The 14,193-nt window shown below is 72.2% G+C and carries 15 protein-coding genes; 10 read left to right on the top strand and 5 right to left on the bottom strand.

Annotation, left to right across the window (positions count from 1 at the left end):
* Window positions 1–151 precede the first annotated feature (151 nt).
* The 9 genes from rpmH (at window position 152) to D7223_RS33580 (ending at window position 8,181) form a co-directional block, all read left to right on the top strand.
* Window positions 152–289, top strand: coding sequence for a 50S ribosomal protein L34 (rpmH, locus tag D7223_RS15615; RefSeq protein ID WP_091061882.1), 138 nt, complete (start codon window positions 152–154; stop codon window positions 287–289).
* A 34-nt stretch (window positions 290–323) separates the two neighbouring features.
* Window positions 324–734 carry a ribonuclease P protein component gene (gene rnpA, locus D7223_RS15610; protein WP_120729120.1) on the top strand — a complete coding sequence of 137 codons (411 nt, stop codon included), beginning with the start codon at window positions 324–326 and terminating at the stop codon, window positions 732–734.
* On the top strand, window positions 731–1,018 hold the full coding sequence (gene yidD / locus D7223_RS15605) for a membrane protein insertion efficiency factor YidD (protein ID WP_120729119.1): 288 nt from the start codon (window positions 731–733) through the stop codon (window positions 1,016–1,018). The genes rnpA and yidD overlap by 4 nt, the downstream gene beginning before the upstream one ends.
* A gap of 7 nt (window positions 1,019–1,025) precedes the next feature.
* The gene (gene yidC, locus D7223_RS15600; RefSeq protein ID WP_120729277.1) at window positions 1,026–2,012 is read left to right on the top strand and encodes a membrane protein insertase YidC; all 987 of its coding nucleotides are present in this window, start codon (window positions 1,026–1,028) and stop codon (window positions 2,010–2,012) included.
* Between the two features lie 211 nt (window positions 2,013–2,223).
* Entirely contained in the window at window positions 2,224–2,823 is a 600-nt protein-coding gene (locus D7223_RS15595; protein WP_120729118.1) for a Jag family protein, read from the top strand.
* 4 nt (window positions 2,824–2,827) lie between these two features.
* Window positions 2,828–3,670, top strand: coding sequence for a 16S rRNA (guanine(527)-N(7))-methyltransferase RsmG (gene rsmG / locus D7223_RS15590; protein WP_120729117.1), 843 nt, complete (start codon window positions 2,828–2,830; stop codon window positions 3,668–3,670).
* A 284-nt stretch (window positions 3,671–3,954) separates the two neighbouring features.
* The gene (locus D7223_RS15585; RefSeq protein WP_420330315.1) at window positions 3,955–5,124 is read left to right on the top strand and encodes a ParA family protein; all 1,170 of its coding nucleotides are present in this window, start codon (window positions 3,955–3,957) and stop codon (window positions 5,122–5,124) included.
* A 27-nt stretch (window positions 5,125–5,151) separates the two neighbouring features.
* Window positions 5,152–6,156: a ParB/RepB/Spo0J family partition protein gene (locus D7223_RS15580; RefSeq protein WP_120729115.1), complete on the top strand. Its 1,005-nt coding sequence runs from the start codon at window positions 5,152–5,154 to the stop codon at window positions 6,154–6,156.
* 999 nt (window positions 6,157–7,155) lie between these two features.
* Window positions 7,156–8,181: a hypothetical protein gene (locus tag D7223_RS33580; protein WP_475038390.1), complete on the top strand. Its 1,026-nt coding sequence runs from the start codon at window positions 7,156–7,158 to the stop codon at window positions 8,179–8,181.
* A 67-nt stretch (window positions 8,182–8,248) separates the two neighbouring features.
* On the opposite strand, the gene D7223_RS15570 is transcribed toward D7223_RS33580, so the two are convergent.
* Complete coding sequence (locus tag D7223_RS15570) at window positions 8,249–9,247, bottom strand: D-alanine--D-alanine ligase family protein (RefSeq protein WP_120729114.1); 999 nt, start codon at window positions 9,245–9,247, stop codon at window positions 8,249–8,251.
* 7 nt (window positions 9,248–9,254) lie between these two features.
* Window positions 9,255–10,568 (bottom strand): aminotransferase-like domain-containing protein, encoded by a 1,314-nt coding sequence (locus D7223_RS15565; RefSeq protein ID WP_120729113.1) that lies wholly within the window; start codon window positions 10,566–10,568, stop codon window positions 9,255–9,257.
* A gap of 284 nt (window positions 10,569–10,852) precedes the next feature.
* On the opposite strand from D7223_RS15565, the gene D7223_RS15560 reads away from it, so the two are divergent.
* Window positions 10,853–11,518, top strand: coding sequence for a GNAT family N-acetyltransferase (locus D7223_RS15560; RefSeq protein ID WP_120729112.1), 666 nt, complete (start codon window positions 10,853–10,855; stop codon window positions 11,516–11,518).
* A gap of 6 nt (window positions 11,519–11,524) precedes the next feature.
* Here D7223_RS15560 and D7223_RS15555 read toward each other — a convergent pair whose 3' ends face one another.
* The 3 genes from D7223_RS15555 to trxB all read right to left on the bottom strand — a co-directional run bounded on the left by D7223_RS15555 (window position 11,525) and on the right by trxB (window position 14,155).
* Window positions 11,525–12,691, bottom strand: coding sequence for an N-acetylmuramoyl-L-alanine amidase (locus D7223_RS15555; protein ID WP_120729111.1), 1,167 nt, complete (start codon window positions 12,689–12,691; stop codon window positions 11,525–11,527).
* Between the two features lie 153 nt (window positions 12,692–12,844).
* Window positions 12,845–13,168, bottom strand: coding sequence for a thioredoxin (trxA, locus tag D7223_RS15550; protein WP_120729110.1), 324 nt, complete (start codon window positions 13,166–13,168; stop codon window positions 12,845–12,847).
* Window positions 13,169–13,201: 33 nt separating this feature from the next.
* Complete coding sequence (gene trxB / locus D7223_RS15545; RefSeq protein ID WP_120729109.1) at window positions 13,202–14,155, bottom strand: thioredoxin-disulfide reductase; 954 nt, start codon at window positions 14,153–14,155, stop codon at window positions 13,202–13,204.
* Window positions 14,156–14,193 lie beyond the last annotated feature (38 nt).

The raw sequence follows: 14,193 nt of genomic DNA, 5'->3' as shown, positions 1-14,193 counted from the left end.
TGATGCCTGCTGCCCACGGTCGCATTCCCGCCTCGCCGCGGTCCCGCACCGCCGGGCAGCATCGATCGGGGGCCACCGCCGAGGTGGCCTGGACCACCACACGACCCCGGCGAGCCCCTCGCCCGGGGCGTACGAAAACGGAGAGCCTGACGTGAGCAAGCGCACCTACCAGCCGAACAACCGCCGGCGCGCGAAGACCCACGGCTTCCGGCTGCGCATGCGCACCCGTGCCGGCCGCGCCATCCTCTCGACCCGTCGCGCCAAGGGGCGCACGCGCCTGGCGGCCTGAGGCCGACCGGGTAGATCCGGGGACGTGGGCAGTCGTGCTGGCCGCCGCGCAACGACTGCGGCGCAGCGCTGACTTCGCCGCAGCGGTTCGTGGTGGCCGACGCGTCGGTCGCGGCGCGCTGGTCGTACACCTGACGCTGCCGGCGGCCCCCGACCCGCAAGCGACCTTGTCGGAGCCGGCGTGGGACGGCGCGGAGGAATCCTCCGGGTCGAGCCGCGCCGGCTTCGTCGTGTCCAAGGCCGTCGGCAACGCCGTTGTCCGCAACCGGGTCCGCCGTCGACTTCGGCACCTGGTGCGGGAGCGGCTCGCCGCGCTTCCCCCGGGCAGCACCCTCGTCGTCCGGGCCCTGCCCGCCGCGGCCGAGGCCCCGTACGCCCGACTCGCCGGTGATCTCGACGCGGCCCTCACCGCCGCGCGGACCTCCCGAGGACGGCGGTCGCGGTGAGCGACGCCCCACGGGTTCCACGCCCGGTGACAACCGGTGCCCGGGTGCTGACCGGGCCCATCATCGCGTACCGTCGGTGGATAAGTCCGGCTCTGCCGGCCCGCTGTCGGTTCTACCCGTCGTGCAGTGCGTACGCCCTGGAGGCGGTGTCCGGTCACGGCGCCCTCCGGGGAACCGGCCTGACGGTCCGGCGGTTGTTGCGCTGCCACCCCTTCCACCCAGGTGGATTCGACCCGGTGCCGGAGCCGGGCGGTCGCCGCCGTGCCGATGTGACTGGAGCCTGAGTTGGACTTGTTTAGTCTCGACTGGATCTACTACGCGATCTCGTGGATCCTGCTGGCCTGGCACTCGGCGTGGGACGCGATCGGGGTGGCGGACGGCGCGGTGCTCGGCACGAACTGGGCGTGGATCCTCGCCATCGTCTTCCTGGTGGTCACCGTCCGGGTGATCCTCTTCCCGGTCTTCGTCAAGCAGATCAAGTCCCAGCGCGCGATGCAGGCGCTCCAGCCCCAGGTCAAGGCGCTCCAGGAGAAGCACAAGGGTGACCGGGAGACGCTCCAGAAAGAAATGATGGAGCTGTACCGGAAGGAGAAGGCCAACCCGCTGATGGGTTGCCTTCCGATGTTCCTCCAGATTCCGGTCTTCCTCGGCCTCTTCCATGTCCTGCGCCGCCTCGACCCGGCCAAGGAGAACAAGACCCTCTACGGGTGGGCGGTCGACCAGTTCGACAGCGCATCGAGCGCGACGCTCTTCACCGCGCCGATCGCCGGCAAGTTCGGCTCCACCGCCGAGGAGCTTGCCCGCCTCGGCGCCAACGCCACCACGGTGAAGGTCATGGCCGGCGTCCTGGTGCTGATCATGATGGGCACCACCTACCTGACCAGCCGCCAGATGATCCTCAAGACCGGCTGGGCCGAGGACCCGCAGCAGCGGATGATCCAGCGCCTGATGCTCTACGGCATCCCCCTGTCGCTGCTGATCTCCGGCGCGATCTTCCCGATCGGTGTGATCATCTACTGGGTCACCAACAACCTCTTCACCCTTGGCCAGCAGCAGTGGGTGCTGCGGAAGTTCCCGCCGCCGCCGACCATGAACGCCAAGTCCGGCTCGGCGCCCCGTAACCCGGTGCAGCCGGCCAAGACCGGTGGCCTGCTCGGCCGCAACAAGCCGGCGGCCCAGGTGCCGGCCAAGCCGGTCGCGCCGAAGGTCGCCGGTCCGAAGCCGGGTGCGAAGCCGGTCAACCCGAAGAAGGGTCGTCCGGCCAAGCGCCAGGGCTGAACCACCGGGCCGCCGCCGGGAGACCGGCGGCGGCCCGTTCCGCACGAGCTGCCGCCGTCGTACGGCCGACGCCGGGCGGAACCGCCGCGCGCGGCGCGGACACGGGCGACACCGCCCGCACAGACGTGCCCGTGGGCACCGGCGACGTCCCGCCGGCCCCCGGGAGACCAGCGGACCGAGGGTCCGGCCGAGCGAGTACGGAGATGACACCGTGACCGACACCAGCACCCCCCGCGCCGACGACTCACTGGACGCGGAGGACACCGAGGCGATCGAGACGACCGACGCCGACGACGCCGACGACGCCGAGGAGACCGCCCCGGCGGGCACCGAGAAGAAGGCCGCCGGCGAGGGCGAGCTGTTCCGGCAGAGTGAGATCGCGGCGGACTACGTCGAGGGACTGCTCGACATCCTCGACTACGACGGTGACATCGACGAGCTGGTCTCCGGCGGCCGTCCGGTGGTTGAGGTGGTCGGTGGACGCCTGCAGAACCTGGTCGGCCAGCGGGGCGCCACCCTGGAGGCCCTCCAGGAGCTGGCCCGGCTGGCGGTCTTCCGGCAGACCGGCTCCCCGAGCCGGCTGCTGCTGGACGTCGGTGGCTACCGGGCCAACCGGCGCAAGGAGTTGGCCGCCGTCGCGCGCAACGCCGTCGAGAAGGTCAAGGAGTACGGCGAGCCCGTGCGGCTGGAGCCGATGTCCGCGTTCGAGCGCAAGTGTGTGCACGACGTGGTGAACGCGATGAGCGGCGTGGAGAGCGAGTCCGAGGGCGTCGAGCCGGCTCGGCGCATCATCGTCCGGCCGGCGGACTGACCGGGTGACCCACGACGACTCCACGGCCGGTGCCGTGGACGGCCCGGGCGGCACGCCGTCCGGGCCGTCGCCTGTCCGACCGGACCCGACCACTGCCGAAGCGTCCGTCCGTACGCCCTCGCCGGAGGACGCCGTCCTCCCGCCGGAGCTGGCGGACGCCGCGCGGACCCTCTTCGGCGACCGGCTCGACGTGGCCGCCGCGTACGCCGAACTGCTCGCCACCGACGGCGTGGTCCGCGGCCTGATCGGCCCCCGGGAGGCACCCCGCGTCTGGGACCGGCACCTGCTCAACTGCGCCGCCGTGGCGGAGCGCATCCCGCAGGGCGCGACCGTGCTGGACGTCGGGTCCGGAGCCGGCCTGCCCGGGCTGGTGCTCGCCATCGCCCGGCCGGACCTGACCGTGACACTGATCGAGCCGCTGTCCCGGCGTACCTCGTTCCTCATCGAGACGGTGGAGCGCCTCGGGCTGGCCCGGACGGTGCGGGTGTTCCGGGGTCGCGCCGAGGAGGCGGTCACCGGTGCCAACGGGCAGGCCCCGGTGACCGGCGACGTGGTCACCGCGCGGGCCGTCGCACCGCTGGACCGCCTCTCCACCTGGTGCCTGCCGCTGGTCGTGCCCGGCGGACGGCTGATCGCCCTGAAGGGCGCGTCGGTGGCCGAGGAGATCGCCGAGCACGCCGACACCGTGACGAGTCTCGGCGGCGGCACGCCGGAGATCCACCGCTGCGGCGAGGGCGTGCTCGACCCTCCCACGACGGTGGTCGAGATCGTGCGGGAGCGGGTCGTCCGACCGGCGCGACCCAAGGCGCCCAAACGATCCCGGGGTGGGCGTTCCCGGCGCCGTTGACGTTTCCCCTGTCCGCTGGGCCGGTTGGGTCGTTGAACCCGGTACGGGTGGAGGCCGGATGAGAACCCGACGTGGACCGGCTGCGCCCGTGCGCCGTAGGCTGGCCGCGCGTCGATAGTGTGGGGCGGGCGGCGACCGACATCACCGGGTCCCGGCCGCTCCCGCCGGGCCGTACGCTCTTCAGGCGCGAGCGCACGTGCGGCCGGTTGACGGGGTGCGGACCGACCATCCGAAGCGGGCAGGGATGACAGGTGCATGACGACGGCAGGTACGACGATCCACGCGTGAACGGATCCGCGAGCGATCCTGTTTCACGTGAAACCGAACACCCGAGATGGCCGCACGAGGCACCGGGTGGCCGGTCGGCCGCCGAACGCGTCGCCGCCGCGCGCGGCAACGCCGCGGTGCCGGTCCGCTTCGAGGCGGCGGTACCACAGCAGCCGGCTCCCGCGGTCGTACCCGACGCCGTCGCCCCTCCGGTGACAGTGGACGACACGACCGCGAGTCCCCCCGCTTCCTACGGGCGCGTCGCGACCGACGACGCGTACGTTTCACGTGAAACCCCGACGCGCGAAGAGGATGACCCACCGTTGGCTATGGAGGCGATGCGCGCCGTGCAGATCCTGAATCCGAGTGGCGAGGTGACCATGCCTCGGCCGGAGCGGACCCGGGTCATGTGCGTCGCGAACCAGAAGGGCGGCGTGGGCAAGACCACGACGACGGTGAACCTGGCGGTGGCCCTGGCCCTGCACGGCAACCGCGTACTCGTGGTCGACCTGGACCCGCAGGGCAACGCCTCGACCGGTCTGAACGTGCCGCACCACACCGGGGTGCCGGACGTCTACGACTGCCTCATCAACAGCATGCCGCTGGAGGAGGTGGCCCAGGCGGTCGAGGGCATCCCGAACCTCTGGTGCGTACCGGCCACGATCGACCTCGCCGGCGCGGAGATCGAGCTGGTCTCCGTGGTGGCACGCGAGTCCCGGCTCACCCGGGCCATCGCCGGCTACCCGGGCCACTTCGACTACGTCTTCATCGACTGCCCGCCGTCGCTCGGCCTGCTCACGGTCAACGCGCTCGTGGCGGCGCAGGAGGTCCTGATCCCGATCCAGTGCGAGTACTACGCGCTGGAGGGCCTGAACCAGCTGATCAACAACATCAACCTGGTCCGGCAGCACCTCAACCCGAAGCTCGAGGTCTCCACGATCCTGCTCACCATGTACGACCGGCGTACCCGACTCGCGGACGCGGTCGAGCAGGACGTCCGTAACCACTTCGGTGACAAGGTCCTCCAGGCGGTCATCCCGCGCAACGTCCGCGTGTCCGAGGCACCGAGCTACGGCCAGTCGGTGATGACCTACGATCCCGGTTCGCGGGGTGCCACGAGCTACTTCGAGGCCGCCCAGGAGATCGCCGAGCGGGGCGTCAAGGAGCCGGTGGGCCGGAATGCGTGATCGGGACGAGGCGCGGGGAGGCGTGGCATGAAGAACCGTCCACGGGGCGGTCTGGGGCGGGGTCTCGGGGCGCTCATCCCGACCGGCCCGGCACCGACCGTCGAGACCGACGTGGCCGAGCCCGCCGACGGTGCCCCCCTCGACCAGCCGGCGTCGATGACGGGGACGCCGGCGACGGGTGCGACCGACAACGGCGGTCTGAGCCCGGTGCCCGGAGCCCGCTTCGCCGAGATCCCGGTCGACGCGATCGTGCCGAACCCGAAGCAGCCCCGGCAGGTCTTCGACGAGGAGGCCCTGGAGGAGCTGAAGACCTCCATCCAGGAGGTCGGCTTCCTCCAGCCGATCGTCGTCCGGCAGCTCGACGACGAGAAGTTCGAACTCGTGATGGGCGAGCGGCGCTGGCGGGCCGCGCAGGCGGTCGGCCGGGAGAGCATCCCGGCGATCGTCCGGGACACCCGCGACGACGCCATGCTGCGGGACGCCCTCCTGGAGAACATCCACCGGGCGAACCTCAACCCGCTGGAAGAAGCCGCCGCCTACCAGCAGTTGCTGGACGAGTTCGGTGCCACCCACGAGGAACTGGCCCGGCGGATCGGGCGGAGCCGGCCGCAGATCTCCAACACCATCCGCCTGCTGAACCTGCCGGCGCAGGTGCAGCGACGGGTCGCCGCCGGCATCCTGTCCGCCGGCCACGCGCGCGCGTTGCTCAGTCTGGACGAGTCGGAGGCGCAGGAACAGCTCGCTCTCCGGATCGTCGCCGAGGGACTGTCGGTACGGGCGACCGAGGAGATCGTGGCCCTGTCGCTCAGCGACGGATCGGCGAAGAAGGAGGCGACACGGCGGCGGACCAAGCCGCACGCCCCCGCGCTCACCGATCTGGCCGACCGCCTCTCCGACCGCTTCGACACCAGGGTCAAGGTCGACATCGGCCGGAGCAAGGGCAAGATCACCATCGAGTTCGCCACCGTGGACGACCTGGAGCGGATCGTCGGACTCATCGGAGTCGGCCAGGAGCAGACCCCGGAGGCGTGACCATCCTGAGCCTCGACCGGCCGCGTGGCCCCTTCGCCGGGGCACGCGGCCGGTTCCGTCCGTCCCGGGGCGATGGAGGCGGCCCAGTTGCGTCAGGAGGGATCTTCCGGCGCCACCCCACCTCACGGGACGACCACGGCGGTAACGGCGGCCACCGACGCCCTGATCCGCCTCGCCCGCCGTTCCGCTGGCGAGGGCTCCAGCCCCTTTCGAGCTGATGTCGCGTCCGGATCACCGCTCGTGCGACCGAGCCCGGGGTGGGGGCCTTCCGCGTGCGGACCCGGGCGGAGCCTCTCGCGTGCGGGCACGGAGTGCGGTCTCCCATGGGCACGAGGCGGCCTCTCGCGCGCGGGCACGGAGTGCGGTCTGCCGTGGGCACGAGGCGACCCCCCGCGCGCGGGCCAGGGGCCGCGCCTCCTGCCGGGCAAGAGGCGCGGCCCCCGCGCGCCATGAGGGCCGGCTTTACCGCGTGTGGGCACGGGCGCGAGGCGCTCGGGGCGACGCGCTCGGGCGGCTGGGGCGAGTCCCCGCAGCGCTCGCACGGGCGATGCCGGCCCCTTTCGAGCTGATGTCGTGGACGGATCGGCCCGGGCCCGCACTCCCCGGAACGGGCAAGACTGAGAGCGGGCAAGACCGAGGCCGGGCAAGGACCGAGGCCGGGCAAGACCGGGGCGCTGCGGCTCCTCGGGGCGCTGGCGATGCAACCACGACATCAGCTCGAAAGGGCGCCGCTCGGCCTCTATCGGCCGGACGGCGGGAGGCCCCGTTCTGGCTCCGGTGGCTCACGCGCCGTTTCACGTGAAACGGCGCAGCCGGGATATCGCCAGCCGGGAAAAGTTATCCACACCCGTTGTCCACAGGTCGCCCCTGTTTCACGTGAAACAGCGCGTGAAACGGGGTGCTGGCCTGTGGATGACGCGGTGTGGCCGGGCTCTCAGCAGCCTGTGGATATCGCTGTTGAGGAGCCTGGCCGCGTCCCGCGAGGAGCGGCAGGGACCGATGGATCGGGTAGGGACAGCGGTGGCGCGAGCGACTAGGGTCAGCGTCGTGCACGACACCCCTCCCTCAGTCCCGGACTTCACCCAGTGGCCGTCCTTTCCCTTCGAAGGTGACCTTCGGGTCAAGCATCTCGACGATCCGGTCCCGGTCGAGCCGCCCCGCAAGGGCGAGGGCCTCCGGGAATGCACCGCCTGCAACGCGCCCGACGACGCGTACATCTGGGTGGGTGAACGGTGGCGGGTCCGCGCGATGGACCGGCCGACCGGCCTGCCGATGGTCCTGATCCTCGAATCCCGCTCACATCTCGATCTGGGTGACCTGCCGAACCTGCTGGCCGCCGAACTCGGCGTGATGACGGTCCGGCTCGAGAAGGCCATCCGCTCCCTCGACGGCGTCGCCCGGGTACACGTGAACCGGTGGGGCGACGGCTCGGCGCACCTGCACATGTGGTTCCTGGCCCGGCCCTACGGCCAGCTTCAACTGCGGGGCACGTTCCTGTCGCTGTGGGACTCGATCCTGCCGCCGATTCCCGAGCACCAGTGGCGGGAGAACCTGGCGATGGTGGCCGCCTGGCTGGCCGAGTTCGGTGGTCGCCCGCTCGCCGAGCCGCCCCGGATCCAGTGGCAGGCGCCGTCGAGCCTCGCCGCCGCGGCTGCCGCCCCCGGCCCGGACGTCGAGGAGGAGCCCGTCTCGGTCATCGAGGCTTCCGAGGAGATTCCCCTGCCGCCGGCCGACACCGCCACGGACACCAGCCGTGACACCGGCGGTGACCCGGTGGGCCGGACCGGCCGGAGCGTCGACGTCGACCGCGACAACCGGGCCGACGGGGTGGACCGCGGAGATGGCGACGACTACGGGGACGGTGCGGACCAGAACCGCACGGAGAGCGAAGCCACCGGCGACCAGTCCGGCGACGGCGGCACCGACCGCGGGGCCGGCGCTGAGGAGCCCCCCGATGGAAGCGGTGGTGACGGCGTCGACGGCGGCCGGGATGCCACCACCGTCCAGGCCCGCCCGGCAGACTGAGCCCGACCGGGAAGTACCAGGCCCGACCGGAAGGACCAGGCCGACCCCGGAGGACCCGACCGGAAGATCAGCGGCGGCGGGCGGCGGCGCGGGCCACCAACGAACCGATGACCCGGCCGAAGTCGAGGCCCGCCGCCTGGACGGCGAGCGGCAGCAGCGAGGTCTCGGTCATGCCCGGCGACACGTTGACCTCCAGCACGTGCGGCTGGCCGGCCGGGTCGACGATGAGGTCGACCCGGCTGAGGTCGCGCAGACCCAGGGCGCCGTGCGCCGCGAGGGCGACCTCGGCGACCGCGTCGGCCACCGCCGGGTCGAGCCGGGCCGGGGTGTGCCAGGTGGTACGACCGGCGGTGTAGCGGGCGGCGTAGTCGTACACCCCGTTGCGCGGCACGATCTCCACCGCCGGCAGGGCACGCGGCCCGTCGCCGAGGTCGATCACCGAGACCGCGACGTCCATGCCGGCTACGTACTTCTCCACCAGCGCCGTCGGGTCGTACGCGAAACAACCCACCATCGCGGCCGGCAGCGCCGCGGCCTCCCGGACCACGGCGGCGCCCAGGCCCGAACCGCCCTGCGCCGGCTTCACCATCAGCGGCAGGCCCAGTCGGTCGGCGATCCGGTCGAGTACCGCGACAGCGCCCAGTTCGGAGAAGCGGTCGTGCGGCAGGGCCACCCAGTCCGGGGTGGGGATGCCGGCCTCCCGCAGCACCGCCTTGGCCGAGGGTTTGTCCCACGCCAGGCGGGACGCGCGGGCGTCGCAGCCGACGTACGGGATGTCGCAGAGGTCGAGTACGCCCCGCAGCGAGCCGTCTTCGCCGGTGGCGCCGTGCAGGGCGATCACCACGGCGTCCGGTGGGTCGGCGGTCAGCGCGGGCAGCAGGGCGACGTCGGCGTCCCGCAGCTCGGCCTCGACGCCGACCGCACGCAGCGCGTCCAGGACACGTCGCCCCGACCGCAGCGAGACGTCCCGCTCGTAGGAGAGGCCACCGGCGAGTACGAGCACGCGCAGGTCGGCGGTGGCGGCGGGATCGGTCACGACGGAACGCTCGGCAGCGGTGGGACCCATGCCGGCATCATGCCAAGTCGGGACCCGGGGTGTCCGAACCGGCCCGGCCGCGTCGCCCACCGGGACGGCCCACCGCCCCGAACACCCGCCGCATCGCGATGTCCTGCTCCATGACGCCGGCCAGCCGCCGGACGCCCTCCCGGATCCGCTCCGGCGGCGGGAAGGAGAAGTTGAGCCGCATGTAGTCGTTGCCGGTGCCGTCGGCGTAGAAGCCGGTGCCCGGCACGTACGCGACCCGGGCGGCTATCGCCCGCGGCATCATCGCCTTCGAGTCCAGCCCGTCGGGCAGGGTGGCCCAGACGAAGAGGCCACCGGCGGGGACGGTCCAGGTGGTGCCCTCCGGCATCAGGTCGGCCAGCGCGTCGAGCATCGCGTCGCGCCGCTCGCGGTAGACCTCGCGGTAGACCTTGAGCTGCTGCCGCCAGGGCATGGTGGCGAGGTAGGTGGAGACGGCGGCCTGCGCGTAGCCGCTCGGGCAGAGGATCTGCGCCTCGCTGGCGATCACCAGCTTGTCGCGGACCGCGTGCGGGGCGAGGATCCACCCGACCCGCAGGCCCGGCGCGAACGTCTTGGAGAACGTGCTGAGGTAGAAGACCCCGTCCCGGCGGCGTGCGCGCAGCGGCGCCGGCGCGTCGCCGGAGAAACCGAGCTGACCGTACGGGTCGTCCTCGACCACGAGCAGGCCGGCGCGCTCGCAGATGTCGAGCACCCGCTCCCGCCGTTCCTCGGTCAGCGTCACGCCGGTCGGGTTCTGGTAGGTCGGGATGGTGTAGAGGAACTTCACCCGACGACCGGAGCGCGCCTGCTCGGCGATCGCCGTCTCCAGCGCCTCCGGGATCAGCCCGTCCTCGTCCATCGGCACGTGCACCACCTGGGCCTGGGCGGCCTGGAACACCCCGAGTGCGCCGACGTACGTCGGCCCCTCGGCGAGCACCACGTCACCCGGGTCGAGGAAGAGACGGGCCACCAGGTCGAGCGCCTGCTGACCGCCGACGGTCACCACCACGTCCTCGGGGGAGGCGCCGCACGCCGCGTCGATGCCGGAGAGCGCCATCACCTCGCAGATCCGCTCGCGCAGCTCCAGCGTGCCCTGGCCGATGCCGTACTGAAGGGTGGTCGCGCCGTGTTCGGAGCCGAGCCGGCCGAGCATCTCACCGACCGCGTCCAGCGGCAGCGCCGCGATGTAGGGGGCTCCACCGGCCAGGGAGACCACCTCGGGACGGCTGGCCACGGCGAAGAGAGCGCGGATCTCGGAGGCGGTCATGCCCCGTACCCGGCGGGCGTAGCGGTCGGTGTAGTCGTCGAGCGTCGTGCCGGTCATGACATCACCTCGATGGCAGCTCGGGTGGTTCCGAGTCCCGGTGGTACCCGGGACTCCGGCGACCATGGGCGGCTCGGGACGCCGAGTGCCGATACTAGTCGCCGACGGGCGGTCGGTCGCCGGAGCGGCACTGATCGTCCACATCCCGGACCGGCACCGCGTCCGGGTGGGGTTTCGCGCGTCCCCTCCCGCCGGGTCCGTTCGCGGCGTACGATCGCTCGTCGGGGGCAGGGACGGTGGCGGTCCGTGCCGGTTCACCCTGAGCCTAATGTGGGGATGCGCCGATGTCGCGACGTGTGGTCAGCTTGACCCTCGACACCCTGGAGGATCTGCCCCGCCCGTGCCGGCAGTGCGTCTACTGGGAGCTGGACCCGGTCTCCGCGGACCGGGCCTGCGCGGCCGGCGACCCGGGGCTGGAGAAGGAGGCCTGGGTCTCGCAGACCCTGCTGGAGTGGGGCTCCTGCGGCAAGCTCGTCTACGTCGACGGCATGCCGGCCGGTTTCGTGCTGTACGCGCCACCGGCGTACGTGCCGCGTTCGATGGCCTTCCCCACCTCCCCGGTCTCCGCCGACGCGGCGCTGCTGATGACCGCGAACGTGGTTCCCGCGTTCGCCGGGGGCGGACTGGGCCGGATGCTCGTGCAGGGGGTCGCGCGGGACCTCACCAAGCGGGGGATCAAGGCGATCGAGGCGTTCGGCGACGCCAAGTTCGGTGACGCGGCGGACCCCACCGGCACCTGTGTCGCGCCCGCCGACTTCTTCCTCTCGGTCGGCTTCAAGACGGTCCGGCCGCATCCCCGCTACCCCCGGCTGCGGCTGGAGCTGCGGACGGCGCTGAGCTGGAAGTCCGACGTCGAGTACGCGCTGGAGAAGCTGCTCGGCTCGATGAGTCCGGAGACGCTGCTGCGCCCGGTCCGGCCGGCCCCGGCGACGAGATCCACGGCGCGCTGAGGTCGCTCAGTCGACCACCGTGCCGGCGGCCACCACCGCCCGCAGTTCGCTGACGTCGATCGAGCCGGTCGGCACGTCCCGCTCGATCGGGTAGTACATCCGCTGCACGGCGGCGACGAGGGCCTCGACCACGGTGTCCCGGAACCTCGGGTCGACCAGGCGGGCCCGGTCGGCGGCCGAGGTGAGATAGCCGATCTCGACGCGTACGGCCGGCATGCGGGTCAGCCGGAGCAGGTCCCACGCCTTGGCGTGGGTACGGCAGTCCCGCAGCCCGGTACGCGCGACGATCTCCCGCTGCACCAGCCCGGCCAGTCGCTCCCCGGTGGCCGACGTGACGCCGTTGTCGGTGCCGTAGTGGTAGGTGGCGACGCCCTCCGCCGCCGGATTGGCGTGCCCGTCGCAGTGCAGTGAGATGAAGACGTCGGCGCCGAGCGAGTTGGCGAGCTGGGCGCGGTCCTCGTCCGGCAGGCAGGCGCGCGGCGCCGGTCCCCGGGTGAGCTGCACCCGCACCCCGGCGGCGGCGAGCCGCCCCTCCAACCGGCTGGCCAGGTCGTGCACCAGCTCCGCCTCGGTCCAGCGCAGCGGCCCGTCGGGTACCACCACCCCCGGATCGGTGCCGCCGTGACCGGGGTCGACGACCACGGTTCGGCCGACCAGGGTCGGCCCGGACTGCCGGATGGCGTCGGACTCGCGCAGCCACTGCGGCCGGCCACCGACGACCTTGCGGCCGAGGCGGCGCAGCGCGTTCATCGTGTGCGGTCCGCAGGAGCCGTCCGGGGTGAGCCCGACCTCCCGCTGGAACTGGGCGACCGCCCGCGAGGTCCGGACGCCGTAGATGGCATCGGCGCGACCCACGTCGTACCCCATCTCCAGCAGCCGCTCCTGCAACGCCCGGACGTCCTCGCCGGTGAGGGGTTCGGGCACCGCGTGGTAGAGGGTGCGGGCACCGAGCCGCCAGCGGGCGGCGTCGAGCGCACGCCAGGTCTCCGCGCCCACCCGCCCGTCGACGCTGAGTCCCCGGGACTGCTGGAAGGCGCGGACGGCGCGTTCGGTGTGCGCGTCGAACTCGTCGGCGCCCGGGGTGGTGGCCGGTCCCAGCAGGTCGAGGGCGGAGAGGACGGTACGGATCTCGGTGACCGCGGGTCCACGGTCGCCGGGTCGGATCGGACGCACGCACGACCCCCTCTGACGAGACTGGTGGCCGGGCGGCGGCCTCGGGGTTGACGTTAGGCGCTCACCGGCCGCGAGGTGGCCACGCTGGCAAAATGACGCCGACCCCGCACCCGGTGGGTCCGGGTACGGGGTCGGCGTGGGGTCGTACGTCGCTCAGAGGGCCGACTGGATGAGCTTGACCAGCTCGCCCTTCGGCTTGGCGCCGGCGATCGACTGCACCGGCTCGCCGTCCTTGAAGACGGTGAGGGTCGGCACCGACATCACCCGGTAGGCGCGTGCCGTCTCCGGGTTCTCGTCGATGTTGAGCTTGACGATGGTGACCTGGTCGCCCATCTCGCCGGCGATCTCCTCCAGCAGCGGAGAGACCTTCCGGCACGGGCCGCACCATTCAGCCCAGAAGTCCACCAGAACCGGCTTGTCGGACTTGAGAACCTCACTGGCGAAGCTGGCGTCGGTGACCGCCTTGGTTGCTCCCACTACGACCCTCCTCGGGGTTGGGTAACTGTCTGGTCAGCCCTGAAGCGTGGCGATGAAGCGCTCGGCGTCCAGCGCGGCGGCGCAGCCGGTGCCGGCTGCGGTGATCGCCTGCCGGTAGGTGTGGTCGACGACGTCACCGGCGGCGAACACGCCGGGGATGTTGGTGCGGGTGCCGGGCGCCTCGACCTTGACGTAACCCTCGTCGTCGAGCTCCACCTGACCGCGGAACAGCTCGCTGCGCGGGTCGTGACCGATGGCCACGAAGACGCCGGTCACGTCGAGCACCGTGCTCTCGCCGGTGTGCACGTTGCGGATCCGTACGCCGGAGACCTTGCCGTCGTCGCCGAGGATCTCCTCGACCACCGAGTTCCACTCCACCTTGATCTTCTCGTTGCCCAGCGCCCGGTCGGCCATGATCTTGCTGGCCCGGAACGAGTCGCGGCGGTGGATGATGGTCACCGACTCGGCGAAGCGGGTGAGGAAGCTGGCCTCCTCCATCGCCGAGTCGCCACCGCCGACGACCACGATCTGCTGGTTGCGGAAGAAGAAGCCGTCACAGGTGGCGCAGGACGAGACACCGTGGCCCAGGTATTCCTGCTCGCCGGGGACGCCGAGCGGCCGCCAGGCCGAGCCGGTGGAGAGGATGACGGCCTTCGCCCGGTAGGCGGTCTCGCCGACCCAGACGGTGCTCACCGCGTCCGATCCGGTCTCGCCGGTGTCCTTCAACTCGACGCGGGTCACGTCGTCGGTGAGGAACTCCGCGCCGAACCGCTCGGCCTGCTTGCGCATGTTGTCCATCAGCTCGGGGCCGAGGATGCCGTCGGCGAAGCCGGGGAAGTTCTCCACCTCGGTGGTGGTCATCAGCGCGCCGCCGGACTGTACGCCCTCGATCACGAGCGGGCGGAGGTTGGCGCGCGCGGCATAGACCGCCGCCGTGTAACCGGCCGGCCCGGAGCCGATGATGATCAGGTTGCGGACCTCGTCCACTGCCGTCTCCCGATGGTGTGTGTTCGGCCCCGGCGCGC

This window comes from Micromonospora endolithica, from assembly GCF_003626595.1.
Lineage (GTDB): Bacteria > Actinomycetota > Actinomycetes > Mycobacteriales > Micromonosporaceae > Micromonospora > Micromonospora endolithica.
The sequence above is the reverse complement of the archived record's forward strand: the minus strand, read 5'-3'. Positions and strand labels throughout refer to the sequence as shown.

What these genes read in the sequence shown, in the direction of transcription:
- D7223_RS15580 (WP_120729115.1), top strand. Translation starts at nt 5,152, where the DNA reads ATGAAGAACCGTCCACGGGGCGGTCTGGGGCGGGGTCTCGGGGCGCTC.
- D7223_RS33580 (WP_475038390.1), top strand. Translation starts at nt 7,156, where the DNA reads ATGGATCGGGTAGGGACAGCGGTGGCGCGAGCGACTAGGGTCAGCGTC.
- D7223_RS15570 (WP_120729114.1), bottom strand. Translation starts at nt 9,247, where the DNA reads ATGGGTCCCACCGCTGCCGAGCGTTCCGTCGTGACCGATCCCGCCGCC.
- D7223_RS15565 (WP_120729113.1), bottom strand. Translation starts at nt 10,568, where the DNA reads ATGACCGGCACGACGCTCGACGACTACACCGACCGCTACGCCCGCCGG.
- D7223_RS15560 (WP_120729112.1), top strand. Translation starts at nt 10,853, where the DNA reads ATGTCGCGACGTGTGGTCAGCTTGACCCTCGACACCCTGGAGGATCTG.